Raw genomic sequence first — 18,340 nt, 5'->3', positions numbered from 1 at the left:
GACACAGCTCTATGAATTTGTATCTGCCCATCCTGGTGTTGGGTGTCATCGCGGCCGCGTTCGCGATCGTGTCGGTGGTGATCGCATTGGTGATCGGTCCGCGGCGGTTCAACCGGGCCAAGCTCGAAGCCTACGAGTGCGGGATCGAACCGGTGGCCGGCGAGTCGGCTGGTCAGCGCTTCCCGATCAAGTACTACCTGACCGCGATGTTGTTCATCGTCTTCGACATCGAGATCGTGTTCCTGTATCCATGGGCCGTCTCCTTCGATTCGTTGGGGACGTTCGCGCTGGTAGAGATGCTGATCTTCATGGCGACGGTGTTCGTCGCGTACGGGTACGTGTGGCGCCGGGGCGGTCTGGAATGGGATTAGAAGAGCAGCTGCCGGGCGGCATTCTGCTGTCGACGGTGGAGAAGGTCGCCGGGTTCGTGCGCAAGGGGTCGTTGTGGCCGGCGACGTTCGGGTTGGCGTGTTGCGCCATCGAGATGATGGCGACGGCGGGCCCGCGGTTCGATATCGCCCGGTTTGGCATGGAGCGGTTTTCGGCCACGCCCCGGCAGGCCGATCTGATGATCGTGGCAGGCCGGGTGTCGCAGAAGATGGCGCCGGTACTGCGGCAGGTCTATGACCAGATGGCCGAACCCAAGTGGGTGCTGGCCATGGGGGTGTGCGCATCCAGCGGCGGCATGTTCAACAACTACGCCGTGGTCCAAGGTGTGGATCACGTGGTGCCGGTGGACATCTATCTCCCCGGGTGCCCGCCGCGTCCGGAGATGTTGTTGAACGCGATTCTGGCCCTGCACGCCAAGATCGCCGAGATGCCGTTGGGGGTGCACCGCGCCGAAGCCGTCGCCGCAGCCGAAAAGGCCGCGCTGGCCGCACCGACCACCTTGGAGCTCAAAGGTCTGCTGCGGTGAGCGAGGACGGTGAGGTCATCGGCGTGCGCCGGGGGATGTTCGGCATCAACGGCAGTGGTGACACGTCCGGCTACGGCCGCCTGGTTCGCGAAGTCGCGCTTCCCGGCAGCACACCGCGGCCCTACGGCGGCTATTTCGACGACATCGTCGACCGGTTGGCCGAGGTGCTGGGCGACGACGCGTTCGGTGCGGCCGTCGAACGCATCGTCGTCTTCCGCAACCAGCTCACCCTCGAAATCCGCCGCGAACACCTTCTGCCCGTGGCCCGGGCGTTACGCGACGACGAGCGGTTGCGCTTCGAATTGTGTTGTGGGGTTTCAGGAGTGCATTACCTGCAGGATGCAGGCCGGGAGCTGCACGCGTTCTATCCGCTGCTGTCGATCACACACAATCGCCGGGTGCAGGTGGAGGTGGCCTGCCCCGACGCCGATCCGCATGTGCCGTCGCTGTTTTCGGTGTATCCGACGGTCGACTGGCATGAGCGTGAGACGTATGACTTCTTCGGCATCGTGTTCGACGATCATCCCGGTCTGACCCGGATCGAGATGCCCGATGACTGGGTGGGGCATCCGCAGCGCAAGGACTACCCGCTGGGCGGCGTGCCGGTCGAATATCACGGCGCCCAGATCCCGCCGCCCGACGAACGCAGGTCGTATCACTGATGACCACCGATGAGAATGTGATCGTCCTGGGCGGCCAGGACTGGGAGGAAATCGTCGCCGCCGCCCGCCAGGGTGAAGCCGGCGAACGCATCGTGGTGAACATGGGTCCGCAACACCCCTCCACCCACGGGGTGTTGCGGCTCATCCTGGAAATCGAGGGTGAGACGGTCACCCAGGCGCGCTGCGGGATCGGCTATCTGCACACCGGGATCGAGAAGAACCTGGAATACCGCACCTGGACCCAGGGTGTCACCTTCGTGACCCGAATGGACTACCTGTCACCGTTTTTCAACGAGACCGCCTACTGCCTGGGTGTGGAACAGCTGCTGGACATCACCGATCAGATCCCGGAACGCGCGAGCGTGGTTCGGGTGATGATGATGGAACTCAACCGCATCTCAAGTCATTTGGTGGCGCTGGCCACCGGCGGCATGGAGTTGGGCGCGATGACGCCGATGTTCTTCGGCTTCCGCGAGCGCGAGCTGATCCTGTCGGTGTTCGAGGCGATCACCGGGTTGCGGATGAACAACGCCTACATCCGTCCCGGCGGGCTGGCCACCGACCTGCCCGACGACGGACCCCAACGTGTGCGGGATCTGCTCACGATCCTGCCGGGCCGGTTGCGTGAGCTCGAAGACCTACTGACCCAGAACTACATCTGGAAGGCCCGCACCCAGGGCATCGGCTATCTGGATCTGACCGGCTGCATGGCGCTGGGCATGACCGGACCGGTGTTGCGCTCCACCGGACTGCCGCACGATCTGCGCAAGACCCAACCCTATTGCGGCTATGAGAATTACGACTTCGACGTCATCACCGATACCGGCGCGGACTGTTACGGCCGCTATCTGATCCGGGTCGGCGAGATGCACGAATCGCTGAAGATCGTCGCCCAATGTCTGGAGCGTCTGGAGCCGGGTCCGGTGATGATCAGCGACAAGAAGCTGGCCTGGCCCGCGGATCTGCAACTCGGCCCCGACGGTCTGGGGAACTCGCCCGCCCACATCGCCAAGATCATGGGCACCTCCATGGAGGGGCTGATCCACCACTTCAAACTGGTCACGGAAGGAATCCGGGTGCCAGCCGGCCAGGTGTACATCGCGGTGGAATCCCCTCGCGGCGAGCTGGGGGTGCACATGGTGTCCGACGGTGGCACCCGCCCCTACCGGGTGCATTACCGCGACCCGTCGTTCACCAATCTGCAAGCGGTGGCAGCGATGTGCGAAGGCGGCATGGTCGCCGACGTCATCGCCGCCGTCGCGTCCATCGACCCGGTCATGGGAGGTGTAGACAGGTGAGGGCCCGATGACGATTGATTTGGTGTTGGGTCCGCGCCCCGATGAGCCCGGCCCACCGATCGGCGGCCACAGCGCCTACCCCGCCGCGGTAACCGAGCGGCTGAGCGCCGATGCGGCGGCGATCATCGCCCGCTACCCGCAGGCCCGTTCCGCGCTGTTGCCACTTCTGCATCTGGTCCAGTCCGAGGACGGTTACCTCACCGGAGCCGGAATCACCTTCTGCGCCGGACAACTGGGGCTCACCGAAGCCGAAGTGGCCGCCGTGGCCACGTTCTACTCGATGTACCGCCGCACCCCCACCGGGGACTACCTGGTCGGGGTGTGCACCAACACCCTGTGCGCCATCATGGGCGGCGACGCCATTCTGGACACCCTGGAGACCGAGCTCGGCATCCACGCCGGGGACACCACCGCCGACGGACGTATCACCCTCGAGCACATCGAATGCAATGCCGCCTGCGATTACGCCCCCGTGATCATGGTGAACTGGGAGTTCTTCGACAACCAAACCCCCTCCAGCGCACGACGACTCGTCGACGACATCCGAACCGGCGAGCAGCCCCAGGCCACTCGCGGATCGCGGGTGTGTTCGTTCCGGGACACCGCGCGCACACTTGCCGGGCTGTCCGGCGAGGTCAGCTCCGGTGGAGGCGCCCCGGGTGACGCGACGCTGGCCGGCCTTCGGGTGGCCCGCGAGTTGGGCATGACGGCACCGCCAGTTCCAGAGAGCGAGGGGTAATGACGCCCGCCACGCCGCTGACGCCGGTCCTCAGCCGATTCTGGGACGAACCCGAACCGTGGACGCTGGACACCTATCGGCGCCATGACGGTTATCAGGCCCTGCGAACGGCGCTGCGCATGACGCCCGACGAGGTGATCGCTACGGTCAAGGAATCCGGGTTGCGCGGCCGCGGCGGCGCGGGGTTCCCCACCGGCACCAAATGGTCGTTCATTCCGCAGGATGACACCGGAGCGGGGGCCAAGCCGAAATACCTGGTGGTCAACGCCGACGAGTCGGAACCCGGTACGTGTAAAGACATTCCGCTGATGCTGACCACTCCGCATCTCCTGGTCGAGGGTGTGATCATCGCCGCCTACGCCATCCGCGCCCGGCATGCGTTCATCTATGTGCGCGGGGAGGTCGTGCCGGTTCTGCGCCGGCTGCAGGCCGCGGTGGCCGAGGCCTATGCGGCCGGGTACCTCGGCACCGACATCGCGGGTTCTGGATTCGATCTGGATCTGATCGTGCATGCCGGGGCGGGTGCCTACATCTGCGGTGAGGAAACCGCCCTGCTGGACTCGCTGGAGGGCCGTCGTGGTCAACCCCGCCTGCGCCCGCCGTTCCCCGCGGTCGCGGGCTTGTACGCCTGCCCGACGGTGGTCAACAACGTCGAATCCATCGCCAGCGTGCCGCCGATCCTGCTGAACGGCGTCGACTGGTTCAAGGAGATGGGCTCGGAGAAGTCGCCTGGCTTCACGCTGTATTCGTTGTCCGGCCACGTCACCACACCCGGTCAGTACGAGGCCCCGCTGGGGATCACCCTGCGCGAGTTGCTCGAGTACGCCGGCGGTGTCCGCGCCGGCCACGAGTTGAAGTTCTGGACTCCTGGCGGATCGTCGACCCCGCTGCTGACAGCCGAACATCTCGACGTACCACTGGATTACGAAGGCATGGCCTCGGTCGGCTCGATGCTGGGCACCAAGGCGCTGCAGATCTTCGATGAGACCACCTGTGTGGTGCGGGCGGTGCGGCGCTGGACTCAGTTCTACGCCCACGAATCCTGCGGCAAGTGCACGCCGTGCCGGGAGGGCACCTACTGGCTCAGTCAGATCTATGAGCGGCTCGAGACCGGCCGCGGCACCGAGGACGACATCGGCAAGCTCCTCGACATCTCCGACACCATCTTCGGAAAGTCGTTCTGCGCGTTGGGTGATGGTGCCGCATCACCGATCATCTCCTCGATCAAACACTTCCGCGCCGAGTACGAGGCACATCTCGGCGGCAGCTGCCCGTTCGACCCGTACGCCTCGATGCTCGCCGCACCGGAAGGGGTGGGTGCCTGATGACGCAGATATCGGAGACCGGCACCCACGAGGCGCCACCCGTGGAGATGGTCACCCTGGTCATCGACGACGTCGAGGTGGCGGTGCCCAAGGGCACGTTGGTGATTCGGGCCGCCGAATTGATGGGCGTGCAGATCCCCCGGTTCTGTGATCATCCGTTGCTGGATCCGGTCGGGGCATGCCGGCAGTGCCTGGTGGAGGTGGAGGGGCAGCGCAAGCCGATGGCCAGCTGCACCACCACCGTGTCCGATGGCATGGTGGTGCGCACGCAGTACACCTCCGAGGCCGCGGACAAGGCGCAGCACGGGGTGATGGAGCTGCTGTTGATCAACCATCCGCTGGACTGCCCGGTCTGCGACAAGGGCGGGGAATGCCCGCTGCAGAACCAGGCCATGTCCAACGGCCGGGTCGAAACCCGATTCGACGACATCAAGCGCACGTTCCCCAAACCGATCAACCTCTCCAGTCAGGTGCTGCTGGACCGGGAACGGTGTGTGCTGTGCGCTCGTTGCACACGGTTCTCCGAGCAGATCGCCGGGGATCCGTTCATCTCCCTGCTGGAACGCGGTGCGCTGCAACAGGTCGGGATCGGTCCGGGTGAACCGTTCGATTCCTACTTCAGCGGCAACACCGTGCAGATCTGCCCGGTCGGTGCGCTGACCGGAACCGCCTACCGGTTCCGGGCCCGCCCATTCGATCTGGTGTCCAGCCCCAGTGTCTGTGAACACTGCGCCTCCGGGTGTGCCCAGCGCACCGATCACCGCCGCGGAGTGGTGTTGCGCCGGCTGGCCGGCGACGACCCGGAAGTCAACGAGGAGTGGAACTGCGACAAGGGTCGCTGGGCCTTCACCTATACCCGGGTCGGTGACCGCATCACCACCCCGCTGGTCCGCGACGAGAACGGTGCGCTGCGCCCGGCCTCCTGGTCGGAGGCCATCGCGGTGGCCGCCGCAGGCCTGCGGTCGGGACGCGCGGGGGTGCTGGTGGGTGGCCGGGCGACCGTCGAAGACGCCTACGCCTACGCCAAGTTCGCTCGGATTGCGCTGAACACCAATGACATCGACTTCCGCGCACGCCCACATTCGGTGGAAGAGCAGGAATTCCTGGCCGCACACGTGGCCGGTCGCCACGACGTCAGCTATGCGGATCTGGAAGCCGCAGCCACGGTGGTACTCGCCGGGTTCGAGCCCGAGGACGAATCCCCGATCGTGTTCCTGCGCCTGCGCAAGGCGGTTCGCAAACGTGGCCTGCGGGTTGTGAGCATCGCGCCGATGGTGTCCCGCGGCTCGGAGAAGCTCGCGGCGCGGGTGGTGCTCGCCACCCCCGGCCACGAAGCGCCCGCCCTCGATGCGCTGGCCGACGAGCTGCCGTCGGGAGCGATCATCCTCGTCGGGGAACGGCTTGCCACCAGTGCCGGTGCGCTGTCGGCGGCGGCCCGCCTGGCCGAACGCACCGGAGCCCGGCTGGCCTGGGTCCCCCGGCGTGCCGGTGACCGCGGAGCAGTCGAGGCCGGCTGCCTGCCCAACCTGCTGCCCGGAGCCCGGTCGGCCACGAATGACGGTGCGCGCCGGCAGCTGTCGGGTGCATGGCATGTCGACGAGCTCCCGGCCGAAGAGGGTCGCGATGCATCAGACATCCTCACCGCCGCGGCCGGCGGTGAACTCGATGCACTGCTCATCGGCGGTGTCGACGCCATCGACCTGCCGGACCCGCCGGCCGCATTGGCGGCGATCGAGTCGGCCGGCTTCGTCGTCAGTCTGGAGTTGCGGGAGTCGGCGATCACCGCGCTGGCAGACGTGGTCTTCCCGATATCACCTGTTGCCGAGAAGGCCGGTTCATTCCTGAACTGGGAGGGCCGAATTCGTCCGTTCGAGCCGGCGCTGGCCTCCAACGCCTTTCCCGATCTGAGGGTGTTGCAGATTCTGGCCGACGAGCTCGGCGTGGACCTCGGGTTCCGCACCGTCGAGGAGGCCCGCGCCGAGCTGATCGCACTCGGGCAGTGGGATGGTGAACGGCCGGCCCTGTCGTCGGTGGTGCCGAAAGAGCCGCCGCCGTTGGATTCTGGCGAGGCGGTCTTGGCCGGCTGGCGGTTGCTGCTCGACGACGGCCGTTTGCAGGATGGTGAGCCGTTCTTGGCGGGGACCGCACGCCCGTCCGTGGTGCGGTTGTCGGTGGCCACGGCCGCCGGGATCGGCGCGGTCGACGGCGAGGTGGTCAGTGTGTCGACGGGTCGTGGCGATATCGCCCTGCCACTGGCCATCACCGAGATGGCCGACGGCGTGGTGTGGCTGCCGCTCAACTCGCGCGGCAGCGCGGTGTATGAGCGGCTCGGTGTAACCCCGGGCTCCGTGGTACGCATCGAGGTGGTACGCATCGAGCGGGAGGCCGACGCATGATCGCACCCGATCTGAGTGTGTTCGGTCATGATCCGTGGTGGCTGGTGCTGATCAAGGCGGTTGCGGTCTTCGCGTTCCTGCTGCTGACCGTTCTGGTGGCGATCCTGCTGGAGCGCAAGATCCTGGGCCGCATGCAGATGCGCTACGGCCCCAACCGGGTCGGGCCGTTCGGCATCCTGCAGTCCCTGGCCGACGGAATCAAGCTGGCCCTCAAAGAGGGGCTCACCCCGGCCGGGGTGGACAAGCCGATTTACCTGATGGCGCCGGTCATTTCGGTGATCCCCGCGATCATGGCGTTCGCGGTGATCCCGCTGGGTCCGGTGGTGTCGGTGTTCGGTCACCGCACGCCGCTGCAGCTGACGGATCTGCCGGTGGCGGTGCTCTACATCCTGGCGGTCACCTCGATCGGGGTGTACGGCATCGTGCTGGCGGGTTGGGCCTCGGGTTCCACCTACCCGCTTCTGGGTGGTCTGCGGTCCAGCGCACAGGTCATCTCCTATGAGATCGCGATGGCGTTGTCGTTCGCCGCGGTGTTCCTCTACGCAGGCACCATGTCCACCTCGGGGATCGTCGCCGCCCAAGAGCACACCTGGTATGTCTTCCTGCTGCTGCCCAGCTTCGCGGTGTACGTGACGTCGATGGTCGGCGAGACCAACCGGGCCCCGTTCGACCTGCCCGAGGCTGAAGGCGAACTGGTGGGCGGCTTTCACACCGAGTACTCCTCACTGAAGTTCGCGATGTTCATGCTCGCCGAATACGTCAACATGACCACCGTCTCGGCGCTGGCCACCACCCTGTTCCTGGGCGGCTGGCATGCGCCGTGGCCGATCAGCCTGATCGACGGCGTCAACACCGGCTGGTGGCCGCTGATCTGGTTCGTGGCCAAGGTGTGGACGTTCCTGTTCGTCTTCATGTGGCTGCGGGCCACCCTGCCGCGGCTGCGTTACGACCAGTTCATGGCACTGGGCTGGAAACTGCTCATCCCGGTCTCGCTGGTGTGGATCATGATCGTCGCGGTCCTGCACAGCATCGGCCACACCGGAATCGTTCCCAACCTCATCGCCGCCGCGGCACTGCTGCTGGCGGTGCTGGGCGCGAACTCGCTGCGCAACAAGCTGATCCAGCGCAATGCCGCGCCCACTGCCCCTGCGGTCGACGGATCGTTCCCCATACCTCCGATACCCGGTTCGCCGGCACCGAGCAAGGAGAAAGCAGATGCCTAAGTTCCTCGATGCGGTCAAGGGTTTCGGCGTGACGTTCGGGACCATGTTCAAACGCCCGATCACCGAGGAGTATCCGGAGAAGCCGGGCCCGGTGGCGCCGCGCTATCACGGCCGCCACCAACTCAACCGTTACCCCGACGGGCTGGAGAAGTGCATCGGCTGCGAGCTGTGCGCCTGGGCGTGCCCCGCCGACGCCATCTATGTCGAAGGCGCCGATAACACCGAGGAGCAACGCTTTTCGCCCGGCGAACGCTACGGCCGGGTCTACCAGATCAACTATCTGCGCTGCATCGGCTGCGGACTGTGCATCGAAGCCTGTCCCACCCGCGCGCTGACGATGACCAACGTCTACGAGATGGCCGACGACAACCGCTCCGACCTGATCTACGGCAAGGACAAACTGCTGGCCCCACTGCAGCCCGGCATGGCGCCGCCGCCGCACGCGATGGCGCCGGGGACGACCGACGACGACTACTACCTGGGCCGAATAAGCGGAAATCAGGAGGTTCGGTGACGATCACGCTGCTGGCCGCCGAAACCCTGACTCGCACCTCCACTCCCGAGACCATCGCATTCTGGATCCTCGCCGTCATCGCGGTGACCGGCGCGATCGGAGTGGTCGCCGCGCCCAAAGCCGTCTATTCGGCGATCTTCCTCGCGACCACGATGATCGCGCTGGCCATGATCTACGTCGCGCAGGACGCCTTGTTCCTGGGGGTGGTGCAGGTGGTGGTCTACACCGGCGCGGTGATGATGTTGTTCTTGTTCGTGCTCATGCTGGTCGGCGTCGACTCCTCGGAGTCGTTGGTGGAAACCATTCGGGGACAGCGGGTCGCCGCGATCGTCGCGGGTCTCGGATTCGGCGTCCTGCTGATCGCCGGGATCGGCAACATCGCCACCACCGGATTTGTCGGGCTGACGCAGGCAAATGCGGGCGGCAACGTACAGGGTTTGGCGACGCTGATCTTCACCCGCGATCTGTGGGCGTTCGAGTTGACCAGCGCACTGCTGATCACCGCAGCCCTGGGGGCCATGGTCTTGGCCCACCGGGAGCGCTTCGAGCGGCGAAAGACGCAGCGTGAGATGGTCGTCGAACGCTTCCAAACCGGGGCGCGGGCAACGCCGCTGCCCAACCCCGGCGTCTTCGCCCGCCATAACGCCGTCAACACCTTCTCTCGGCTCCCCGACGGCACCGACGAGGAATCGTCGGTCAGCACGATCCTTCGCACCGACGGCAACGGAGGCGGTCCGCGATGAACCCGGCCAACTACCTGTATCTGTCGGCGTTGCTGTTCACGATCGGTGCCGCGGGAGTGCTGTTGCGCCGCAACGCGATCATCATGTTCATGTGCGTCGAGTTGATGCTCAACGCCGCGAACCTCGCGTTCGTGACCTTCTCACGTATGCATGGCCATCTCGACGGACAGGTGGTGGCGTTCTTCACCATGGTGGTCGCGGCCTGCGAAGTGGTGGTCGGCCTGGCCATCATCATGACCATCTTCCGGACCCGGCGCAGCGCCAACGTCGACGACGCCCACCTGTTGCGGCACTGACATGCAGACACTGGTGTGGTTGACCATCGCGCTGCCCTTGGCCGGCGCGGTGATCCTGCTGCTGGGTGGCAAGGCCACCGATGCGTGGGGGCATCTGCTGGGCTGCGCCGCGGTGATCGGCGCGTTCGCTTGCGGCGCGGTGCTGTTCACCCACCTACACGGCCTGCCCGGAGAAGACCGGACCGTGCACGAGGTGCTCTTCTCCTGGGTGCCGGTCGGAGTCCTGCGGGTGGACTTCGGCCTGCAGCTCGACGCGTTGTCGATGTGCTTCGTGCTGTTGATCACCGGCGTCGGCGCTCTGATCCACATCTACTCGATCGGCTACATGAAAACCGACCCCGGCCGCCGGCGGTTTTTCGCCTACCTCAACCTGTTCGTCGCCGCGATGCTCCTGCTGGTGCTTGCCGACAACTACCTCGGCCTCTACATGGGTTGGGAGGGTGTGGGTCTGGCGTCGTATCTGCTGATCGGGTTCTGGTCGCACAAGCCGAGCGCGGCCACCGCGGCGAAGAAGGCGTTCGTGGTCAACCGGGTCGGCGACATGGGTTTGGCGATCGCGCTGATGGTGCTGTTCGCCACGCTGGGCTCGGTCACCTTCAGCACGGTGTTCAGCGCGGTGCCCCAGATGACATCAGGTGCGCTGACCGCCGTCGGTCTGCTCCTCCTTCTCGGCGCATGCGGCAAGAGCGCGCAGGTACCGCTGCAGTCCTGGCTCGGTGACGCCATGGAGGGCCCCACCCCGGTCTCGGCTTTGATCCACGCCGCCACCATGGTCACTGCCGGCGTCTATCTGATCGTCCGCTCCGGCCCGATCTTCACCGCCGCGCCCGCCGCGCAGACCGCCGTCGTCACCGTGGGTGCGGTCACCCTGCTGTTCGGCGCGATCATCGGCTGCGCCAAAGACGACATCAAAAAGGCCCTCGCCGCCTCCACCATGAGCCAGATCGGCTACATGGTGCTCGCCGCCGGCCTCGGCCCCGCCGGCTATGCGGTGGCCATCATGCATCTGCTCACCCACGGCTTCTTCAAAGCCGGCTTGTTCCTCGGCGCCGGCTCGGTCATGCATGCCATGGACGACGAAACCGACATGCGCCGCTTCGGCGGCTTGCGGACGCTGCTGCCCGTCACCTTCGTCACCTTCGGGCTGGGCTACCTCGCCATCATCGGCGTCCCACCGTTCGCCGGGTACTTCTCCAAAGACGCGATCATCGAAACCGCCCTCAACAGCGGCGGACTCAAAGGGTTGCTCCTCGGCGGCGCCGCTCTGCTCGGCGCCGGCATCACCGCGTTCTACATGACCCGGGTGATGCTGCTGACGTTCTTCGGGCAGCGGCGCTGGAAGCCCAATACCCACCCGCACGAGTCCCCCGCCTCGATGACGGCACCGATGATCGTCCTCGCGGTCGGCTCGGTCGGCGCCGGGGCGCTGCTCGCCATCGGCAACACCCTGGAGCACTGGCTCGAACCCGTCGTCGGCCATCACGAGGCAGCACATGTCTATCCGGCCTGGATCATCACCGTCACCGCATTGGGCGTCGTCGCGATCGGCATCGCGGTGGCGTACCGCCAGTACGCGAACCACAACGTCCCCGAGTCCGCCCCGCTGGATGTTTCCGCATTCACCGTCGCGGCGCGCAACGACCTCTACGGTGACGCGTTCAACGAGGCGGCGTTCATGCGGACCGGCCAAGAACTCACCAAAGGCCTTGTCGCCGTCGATGAGAAGGGCGTCGACGGGGTGACGCAGGGCCTTGCATTTGCGGTCGGCCGGTTCTCGGACCGCCTGCGCCAGGTGCAGACCGGCTACGCCCGCTCCTACGCGCTGTCCATGTTGGCCGGTACGGCGCTGGTGGTCGCCGCAGTCCTCGTCACGGCGTGGAGGTGAGTGGCATGTTTCCCTGGCTGACCATCCTGTGGGCCATCCCGGTCGTCGGCGCCGCGCTGATCATCGTGCTGCCTGCCTCGCTGCGACAGTTCGCGAAGTACGCCGGCGTGGTGGTGTCCCTCGCGGTTCTGGCGCTGTCACTGATGCTCGCCGTGCGGTTCGATCCGGCCGGCCAACAATTCCAATTCGTCGAAAACCATCCGTGGATACCGTCGTTCGGCACCGGATACATTCTCGGCCTCGACGGGATCGCCCTGGCTCTGGTGGTGCTCACCGCCGTGCTGGTGCCGATCCTGCTGATCGCCGGCTGGAACGACGCCGACGACCGGCCCGGGCTGTCCGGCCGGGCATCGCACAGCTATATCGCGCTGACGCTCGCCGTCGAGGGCATGGTGATGATGTCGCTGGTCGCCCTGGACATCCTGCTCTTCTACGTGTTCTTCGAGGCCATGCTGATCCCGATGTACTTCCTCATCGGTGGGTTCGGCGCCGAGAACCGGTCCAAGGCAGCGGTGAAGTTCTTGCTGTACAACCTGTTCGGCGGGTTGATCATGCTGGCCGCGGTGATCGGTCTCTACGTCGTGACCTCCGCCAGCAAGGCGTTCGAGGCAGGAACGTTCGACTTCCGCGCCATCACCGACGCCGTGGCCACCGGGAAGTTCACCATGAGCCCCGGCATCGCCAACGCGCTGTTCCTCGGGTTCATGTTCGCGTTCGCGGTCAAAGCTCCGCTGTGGCCGTTCCACCGGTGGCTGCCCGACGCCGCCGTCCAGGCCACGCCCGCATCAGCGGTGTTGATGATGGCCGTGATGGACAAGGTCGGCACATTCGGGATGCTGCGCTACTGCCTGCCGTTGTTCCCCGACTCCGCAACATATTTCCGCCCGGTCATCATCGCGCTGGCCGTGATCGGCATCGTCTACGGCGCCGTCCTGGCGATCGGCCAGACCGATGTCATGCGGCTGATCGCCTACACCTCGATCAGCCACTTCGGCTTCATCATCCTCGGTATCTTCGTGATGACCAGCCAGGGCCAGGCCGGCTCAACCCTGTACATGGTCAACCACGGGATCTCCACCGCCGCACTGTTCTTGATCGCCGGGTTCCTGGTCAGCCGCCGGGGCAGCCGCCTCATCGCCGACTACGGCGGAGTCCAGAAAGTCGCACCCGTGCTGGCAGGCACCTTCCTGGTGGCAGGCCTGGCGACGCTGTCGCTGCCGGGACTGGCGCCGTTCATCAGTGAATTCCTGGTCCTCATCGGCACTTTCACCCGTTACCCGGCCTTCGCCGTCATCGCGTCGGTGGCGCTGGTGCTCTCGGCGGTCTACATCCTGTGGCTCTATCAGCGGATGATGACCGGGCCCGTCACTGACGGAACCGACCGGGTGCGGGATCTGCGGCCACGAGAACTGCTCGTGGTGGTACCGCTGATCGCGCTGTTGATCGGCCTCGGGGTGTACCCGAAGATCGCCCTGGATGTCATCAACCCCGCGGTGGCCGCAACACTGACATCGATTCATCAACCCGACCCGGCGCCGACGGTCGCAGAGGGGACCCGCCCGTGAACGCGCCCAGCATCGAATACAGCCAAGTCTCACCGATGTTGATCGTCCTCGGCGTGGCCGTCGCCGGAGTGCTGGTAGAGGCGTTCGCGCCCCGTAAGAGCCGCTACCCCACTCAAGTCGCCCTGAGCCTGGCCGGCCTGGTGGCCGCGTTCGTCGCCGTGGTTCTGCTGGCTCGGGATATGGACGGGGTCGGCCAGTCCGCGGTGGTCGGCGCGGTCGCGGTCGACGCTCCCGCGCTGTTCCTGCAGGGCACCATTGTGTTGATCGGTGTGCTCGGCGTGTTGTTGATCGCCGAACGCCGCACACCGGCCGAATTCGAGGTCAGCTCGGCCACGTTGGATGCCTTCACCCCCGATGCGTCAACGGTGCCGGGCAGCGTCGCGGAAAAGATCGCCACCAGAGCGGCGTTGGTGCAGACCGAAGTGTTCCCGCTGACCATGTTCGCGGTGGCCGGGATGATGCTGTTCCCGGCCGCCAACGACCTGTTGACGATGTTCGTGGCGCTGGAGGTGTTCTCGCTGCCGCTGTACCTGACGTGCGGGCTGGCGCGCCGCCGTCGGCTGCTGTCCCAGGAATCGGCGCTGAAATACTTTCTGCTGGGCGCATTCTCGTCGGCATTCTTCCTCTACGGTATCGCCCTGCTGTACGGCTACTCGGGCACCCTGAGCCTGCCCGGCATCGCGCGCGCCATCGATGCCGGCACCGACAACTCCACCCTGGCGCTGATCGGCGCGGCGCTGGTCGCCGTCGGTGTGCTGTTCAAGGTCGGTGCGGTGCCGTTCCACTCCTGGATCCCCGACGTCTACCAGGGCGCGCCCACCCCGATCACCGCGTTCATGGCGGCCGCCACCAAAGTCGCCGCCTTCGGCGCCATGCTGCGCATTTTCTACGTCGCACTACCCGGCCTCAACCATGAACTGCGCCCCGTCCTGTGGGCGGTGGCGATCCTCACCATGGTCGTCGGCACCATCACCGCGGTGACCCAGACTGACGTCAAGCGCATGCTCGCGTATTCGGCTGTGGCGCACGCCGGTTTCATCCTCACCGGAGTTATCGCCGCCAACCCGCCGGGGCTGTCGGCCACCCTGTTCTACCTCTTCGCCTACGGGTTCTCCACCCTCGGCGCCTTCGCCGTGGTGAGCGTGGTCCGCGACGCGACCGGGGCCGAGGAGACCGACATGTCTCGCTGGGCTGGGCTGGGACGCCGCTATCCCCTTGTCGGCGTGGTGTTTTCACTGTTCCTACTCGCCTTCGCGGGCATACCGCTGACCAGCGGCTTCGTCAGCAAGTTCGCGGTGTTCAAGGCGGCCGGGCAGGGCGGTGCGATCCCCCTGGTGGTGGTGGGCGTCATCGCCTCGGCGATCGCCGCGTACTTCTACGTGCGGGTGATCGTGCTGATGTTCTTCACCGATCCGCCGCAGGACGCCCCGGAGGTCGTCACGCCCGGCTCATTGAGCGTCGCGACCATCACCGTGACCGCGGCCATCACGTTCGCGCTCGGTGCGCTGCCGCAGCCGCTGCTCGATCTCGTCGACCATGCGGCTAGATTCCTGGATTGATGATTCTTCTCAGCGATGACCACGGCGCCGTCCGGGTTTTGACGATGAACCGCCCCGAGGTGCGCAATGCGTTGAGCACTGAGCTGTTCGAGGCGCTCTATGCCGCCCTCGGTGCGGCCGACGCCGACGAGTCGGTGCGCGCCGTGGTGCTCACCGGCACCGATCCGGCGTTCTGCGCCGGCGTCGACCTCAAACAGGCGCAGAGCCTGGGCATGGACTACTTCGGCCGGTTCGACAAGATGAACTGTATGAACGCCATCGTCGAGCTGAGCAAGCCCGTCGTCGGGGCGATCAACGGTGCGACGTTCACCGGCGGTTTGGAGATCGCGCTGGCGTGCGACTTCCTGATCGCCTCGGAGCGAGCGGTTTTCGCCGACACCCACGCCCGGGTCGGGATCCTGCCCGGCGGCGGGATGACGGCGCGGCTACCCCGAGTGGTCGGATCCGCAATGGCGCGACGGCTGTCGATGACCGGCGAGGTGGTCGACGCCCAGCGCGCCGAGAAGATCGGACTGGTCACCGAAGTCGTTGCCCACGAGCACCTTATGCCCCGCGCGCTCGACCTCGCCGGCCAGATCGCGGAGGTGCCCTCCCCCACCATGATTGGCCTCAAGGAGATCTACCGCACCGGGACCGCAGCGGTCACCGGGCCCGCACTGAAGGCCGAACGCGCGGTGGCCGCCGACTCCCATGTCAGCATCGAGGAGTTGGCCGCGCGCCAGCGCGAGGTCGCCGAGCGCAATAAGCGCCAGATGTAAGTAAAAACGTCGATCTCGGCGTGCGAATGATTGAATATTGTCTCGTGACAAACTGCGCTCGCGTCGGTGCGGCATTCCTCGGCTTGGTGGTAGTCCTCAGCGCGTGCGGCAACACGGGATCGCATCCCGATCAGCTTCGCGAGTCCACGGTCAGTCCCTCGACGGCGCAGGCAAGCCCGGCGCGGTCGGACCAGCCGGCCGAGCCATCCGGGGCAGGCAAGGACGATTCGTCGGGCTCGATGATTCCGAGGTACGACGAGGCCACCTCGCCGGAGGCCAAGACGGGCCGCGATATCCAAGAGCAGGCTGATCTGCTGAACCATCTCTCGAGCAGCGTCAACAACACACTGAAACTGCCGCACGACATCCAGTTGGTCGGTAAGCAGTGCGATACGGCCAACGCGTGGTGGGATCCGAACGATAACTCGGTGACGCTGTGCTACGAAGAAGCGACGGAGGGTCTGGAAATCTACACCAAAGCCGGTGACGCCGATCCGAGGGCGTCCACGGTCAACGGTGAGATCGCCACCTTCTACCACGAGCTCGGTCACATGGTGATCAGCCTGTATGACCTGCCCATCACCGGCCGCGAAGAGGATGTCGCCGACCAGCTTTCGGCTTACATCCTGTTGACGCCGGGGCCGGACGGCAAGGTGGACCCGGCCAATGTACAGGCCATCAAAGACTCGGCACGCGAATTCCAGGGCTATGCCGAGGCTGCCGGTGAACTCGATGACACCGACCTCGCCGGCGGCCATTCACCGAACAAGGTCAGGGCCTTCAACATGGAATGCTGGCTCTACGGTTCGAACCCGGCGGCCAACGGCGACCTGGTCGGCGACGGACATCTTCCGCAGAGCCGGGCCGAGCTGTGCGACGACGAGTGGGACAAGTTGAGCCACGCGTGGAGTCAGTTGCTGGGCCCGCACTTGAAGTAGCAGCGTCGTTCAGCGCTAGCCGAGTGCGGACTCCGTGTTGGTGAACGGCGCAAAGCTGCCGTCCAGCGCCTCGAGGTGACCGATGGTGCGGCCCGTGACGACGTTCGGGTCGACGAGTGTCAATTCGACTGCGGCACGGGCGAACTCGTCCTCGGGTGACACGCTCGCGAATTCGTTGCGGTAGTAGGACAGTCCCGGTGTCGGGATCGGCCGCGACGGCGCCAGCGCGTTGACCGCGATGTTGTGCCGCTGCAGATCGTAGGCCGCACACCAGGTCAGGTGCTCCAGCGCGGCCTTGGATCCGCCGTACCCGGGCAGCACCCCGCCGGCGAAGTTCTGATACGGGCCGTCACCGGGCACCCGGGAAGCCACCGACGTGACGTTGATGATCGAGCCGAAGCCGGCGGCGAACATGTCGGGGCACACCAGCTGCATCAGCTCGTAGGAGGCGAACACACCGATCTCGAAATGCCTGCGATAGGCACTCGGTGGGATCGTCACGAAACCGGGCCACTCGGCGTTGGTGGCCGCCGGCGCAGTCCTGGGCTTCGCCACCTTCGGCGCGGCATCCGGCTTGGGCGGACGTCCCGGCGCGGTGAACGCGGCGTTGTTCACCAGAATCGTGATGGGCCCCAACGCCGCCCGGGCCTCGTCGACCAGCCGGGGCAGGTCGTCGCGCTCGAGGAGGTCGGCGGCGATCGCCACAGCCTGCCCACCGGCGGCTTCGATGGACGCGACGGTGTCGCCGATGGTGCCCGGCAGCCGGTCGTCCCACTGCTGTTGGGTTCGGGCCACCACCGCCACCGCGGCGCCCTCGGCGGCCAGCGCCAGGGCGGTCGCGCGGCCAAGTCCACGGCTCGCGCCGGTGACAATGGCGCTACGACCGGCAAGTCGTCCAGTCATCGCACTCCTCGATTCATAGCGCCACCCCGTGGACGAGAATCGCCGCGGTCTGGTCGACCCAGCTCGCGTCGAGAACGTCATCGGGGCGCAGAAGCAACCGCATCATCGTCGCACCACCGATCAGTTCGATGAGGCGTTCGGGATCGACGTCGGCGTGCACTTCGCGGCAGTGCACCGCTTCGACCAGGCGATCCCGCACCGCAGCGAACACCTCGGTGAATCGGGACATCACCCGGGCGTTCAGCTCCGCGTCGGCGCTCATGTCCGCGATCAGCCCGGGCAGCGCGGCGCGCACCACCGGGCTGGTGAACACATCGCGGGTGGCCGACAGCATCGCGCGGACATCGGCCGCGATGTCGCCGGCCGGGGTCGTCAGTGCCGTCGGCGCGGTCGGGAACGCCGCCTCGTGGACCAGCTCGGCCTTGCTCGACCAGCGGCGGTACAGCGCGGTCTTCGTCGTTCCCGCCCGCTCGGCGACAGCCGCCAAAGTCAGATTCGGATAACCGATTTCGACAAGCAGCTCCGCCGTCGCACGCAGTATGGCAGCGTCGATACGCGGATCGCGGGGCCTCCCCGGGACCGCGGTCTTGTCAAGCGAAGACGCGTCTGATTTCATAACG

18 protein-coding genes are annotated in these 18,340 nt (G+C 66.2%); 16 read left to right on the top strand and 2 right to left on the bottom strand.

Features of this window, described 5'->3' with window-relative positions; all coding sequences use genetic code 11:
- Positions 1-11 precede the first annotated feature (11 nt).
- From G6N32_RS07390 to G6N32_RS07315, 16 genes are read left to right on the top strand one after another with little or no spacing between them, the layout of a single operon-like run.
- Positions 12-371 (top strand): NADH-quinone oxidoreductase subunit A, encoded by a 360-nt coding sequence (locus tag G6N32_RS07390; protein ID WP_102807480.1) that lies wholly within the window; start codon positions 12-14, stop codon positions 369-371.
- Positions 362-916 (top strand): NuoB/complex I 20 kDa subunit family protein, encoded by a 555-nt coding sequence (locus G6N32_RS07385; RefSeq protein WP_036339917.1) that lies wholly within the window; start codon positions 362-364, stop codon positions 914-916. Before G6N32_RS07390 ends, G6N32_RS07385 begins: the two co-directional genes overlap by 10 nt.
- The gene (locus tag G6N32_RS07380) at positions 913-1,578 is read left to right on the top strand and encodes an NADH-quinone oxidoreductase subunit C (protein WP_115316562.1); all 666 of its coding nucleotides are present in this window, start codon (positions 913-915) and stop codon (positions 1,576-1,578) included. Before G6N32_RS07385 ends, G6N32_RS07380 begins: the two co-directional genes overlap by 4 nt.
- A complete protein-coding gene (gene nuoD, locus G6N32_RS07375; protein ID WP_115316563.1) occupies positions 1,578-2,876 on the top strand; it encodes an NADH dehydrogenase (quinone) subunit D in 1,299 nt (432 codons plus the stop codon). Before G6N32_RS07380 ends, nuoD begins: the two co-directional genes overlap by 1 nt.
- A gap of 7 nt (positions 2,877-2,883) precedes the next feature.
- On the top strand, positions 2,884-3,615 hold the full coding sequence (gene nuoE / locus G6N32_RS07370) for an NADH-quinone oxidoreductase subunit NuoE (protein WP_115316564.1): 732 nt from the start codon (positions 2,884-2,886) through the stop codon (positions 3,613-3,615).
- Positions 3,615-4,940, top strand: coding sequence for an NADH-quinone oxidoreductase subunit NuoF (gene nuoF, locus G6N32_RS07365; RefSeq protein ID WP_115316565.1), 1,326 nt, complete (start codon positions 3,615-3,617; stop codon positions 4,938-4,940). Before nuoE ends, nuoF begins: the two co-directional genes overlap by 1 nt.
- Positions 4,940-7,336 carry an NADH-quinone oxidoreductase subunit G gene (locus tag G6N32_RS07360; RefSeq protein ID WP_115316566.1) on the top strand — a complete coding sequence of 799 codons (2,397 nt, stop codon included), beginning with the start codon at positions 4,940-4,942 and terminating at the stop codon, positions 7,334-7,336. Before nuoF ends, G6N32_RS07360 begins: the two co-directional genes overlap by 1 nt.
- Positions 7,333-8,559, top strand: coding sequence for an NADH-quinone oxidoreductase subunit NuoH (gene nuoH / locus G6N32_RS07355; RefSeq protein WP_115316567.1), 1,227 nt, complete (start codon positions 7,333-7,335; stop codon positions 8,557-8,559). Before G6N32_RS07360 ends, nuoH begins: the two co-directional genes overlap by 4 nt.
- Positions 8,483-9,073: an NADH-quinone oxidoreductase subunit NuoI gene (nuoI, locus tag G6N32_RS07350; protein WP_410432556.1), complete on the top strand. Its 591-nt coding sequence runs from the start codon at positions 8,483-8,485 to the stop codon at positions 9,071-9,073. The genes nuoH and nuoI overlap by 77 nt, the downstream gene beginning before the upstream one ends.
- On the top strand, positions 9,070-9,816 hold the full coding sequence (locus tag G6N32_RS07345; protein WP_115316569.1) for an NADH-quinone oxidoreductase subunit J: 747 nt from the start codon (positions 9,070-9,072) through the stop codon (positions 9,814-9,816). The genes nuoI and G6N32_RS07345 overlap by 4 nt, the downstream gene beginning before the upstream one ends.
- Positions 9,813-10,112: an NADH-quinone oxidoreductase subunit NuoK gene (gene nuoK, locus G6N32_RS07340; protein ID WP_115316570.1), complete on the top strand. Its 300-nt coding sequence runs from the start codon at positions 9,813-9,815 to the stop codon at positions 10,110-10,112. Before G6N32_RS07345 ends, nuoK begins: the two co-directional genes overlap by 4 nt.
- 1 nt (position 10,113) lies before the next feature.
- On the top strand, positions 10,114-11,997 hold the full coding sequence (nuoL, locus tag G6N32_RS07335; RefSeq protein ID WP_115316571.1) for an NADH-quinone oxidoreductase subunit L: 1,884 nt from the start codon (positions 10,114-10,116) through the stop codon (positions 11,995-11,997).
- 5 nt (positions 11,998-12,002) lie between these two features.
- Complete coding sequence (locus G6N32_RS07330) at positions 12,003-13,562, top strand: NADH-quinone oxidoreductase subunit M (RefSeq protein ID WP_232077551.1); 1,560 nt, start codon at positions 12,003-12,005, stop codon at positions 13,560-13,562.
- 35 nt (positions 13,563-13,597) lie between these two features.
- Positions 13,598-15,121, top strand: a complete 1,524-nt coding sequence (gene nuoN / locus G6N32_RS07325) for an NADH-quinone oxidoreductase subunit NuoN (protein ID WP_232077720.1) — start codon at positions 13,598-13,600, stop codon at positions 15,119-15,121.
- Entirely contained in the window at positions 15,121-15,879 is a 759-nt protein-coding gene (locus G6N32_RS07320) for an enoyl-CoA hydratase (protein ID WP_163789174.1), read from the top strand. The genes nuoN and G6N32_RS07320 overlap by 1 nt, the downstream gene beginning before the upstream one ends.
- A gap of 44 nt (positions 15,880-15,923) precedes the next feature.
- The gene (locus G6N32_RS07315) at positions 15,924-16,817 is read left to right on the top strand and encodes a DUF4344 domain-containing metallopeptidase (RefSeq protein WP_232077550.1); all 894 of its coding nucleotides are present in this window, start codon (positions 15,924-15,926) and stop codon (positions 16,815-16,817) included.
- A 15-nt stretch (positions 16,818-16,832) separates the two neighbouring features.
- Here the strand turns inward: G6N32_RS07315 and G6N32_RS07310 are convergent, their stop codons facing one another.
- Together G6N32_RS07310 and G6N32_RS07305 are read right to left on the bottom strand one after the other, a co-directional pair.
- A complete protein-coding gene (locus G6N32_RS07310) occupies positions 16,833-17,720 on the bottom strand; it encodes an SDR family NAD(P)-dependent oxidoreductase (protein WP_115316575.1) in 888 nt (295 codons plus the stop codon).
- A gap of 13 nt (positions 17,721-17,733) precedes the next feature.
- Positions 17,734-18,336 (bottom strand): TetR/AcrR family transcriptional regulator C-terminal ligand-binding domain-containing protein, encoded by a 603-nt coding sequence (locus tag G6N32_RS07305; protein WP_115316576.1) that lies wholly within the window; start codon positions 18,334-18,336, stop codon positions 17,734-17,736.
- Positions 18,337-18,340 lie beyond the last annotated feature (4 nt).

Source organism: Mycolicibacterium aichiense, assembly GCF_010726245.1.
Lineage (GTDB): Bacteria > Actinomycetota > Actinomycetes > Mycobacteriales > Mycobacteriaceae > Mycobacterium > Mycobacterium aichiense.
The sequence above is the reverse complement of the archived record's forward strand: the minus strand, read 5'-3'. Positions and strand labels throughout refer to the sequence as shown.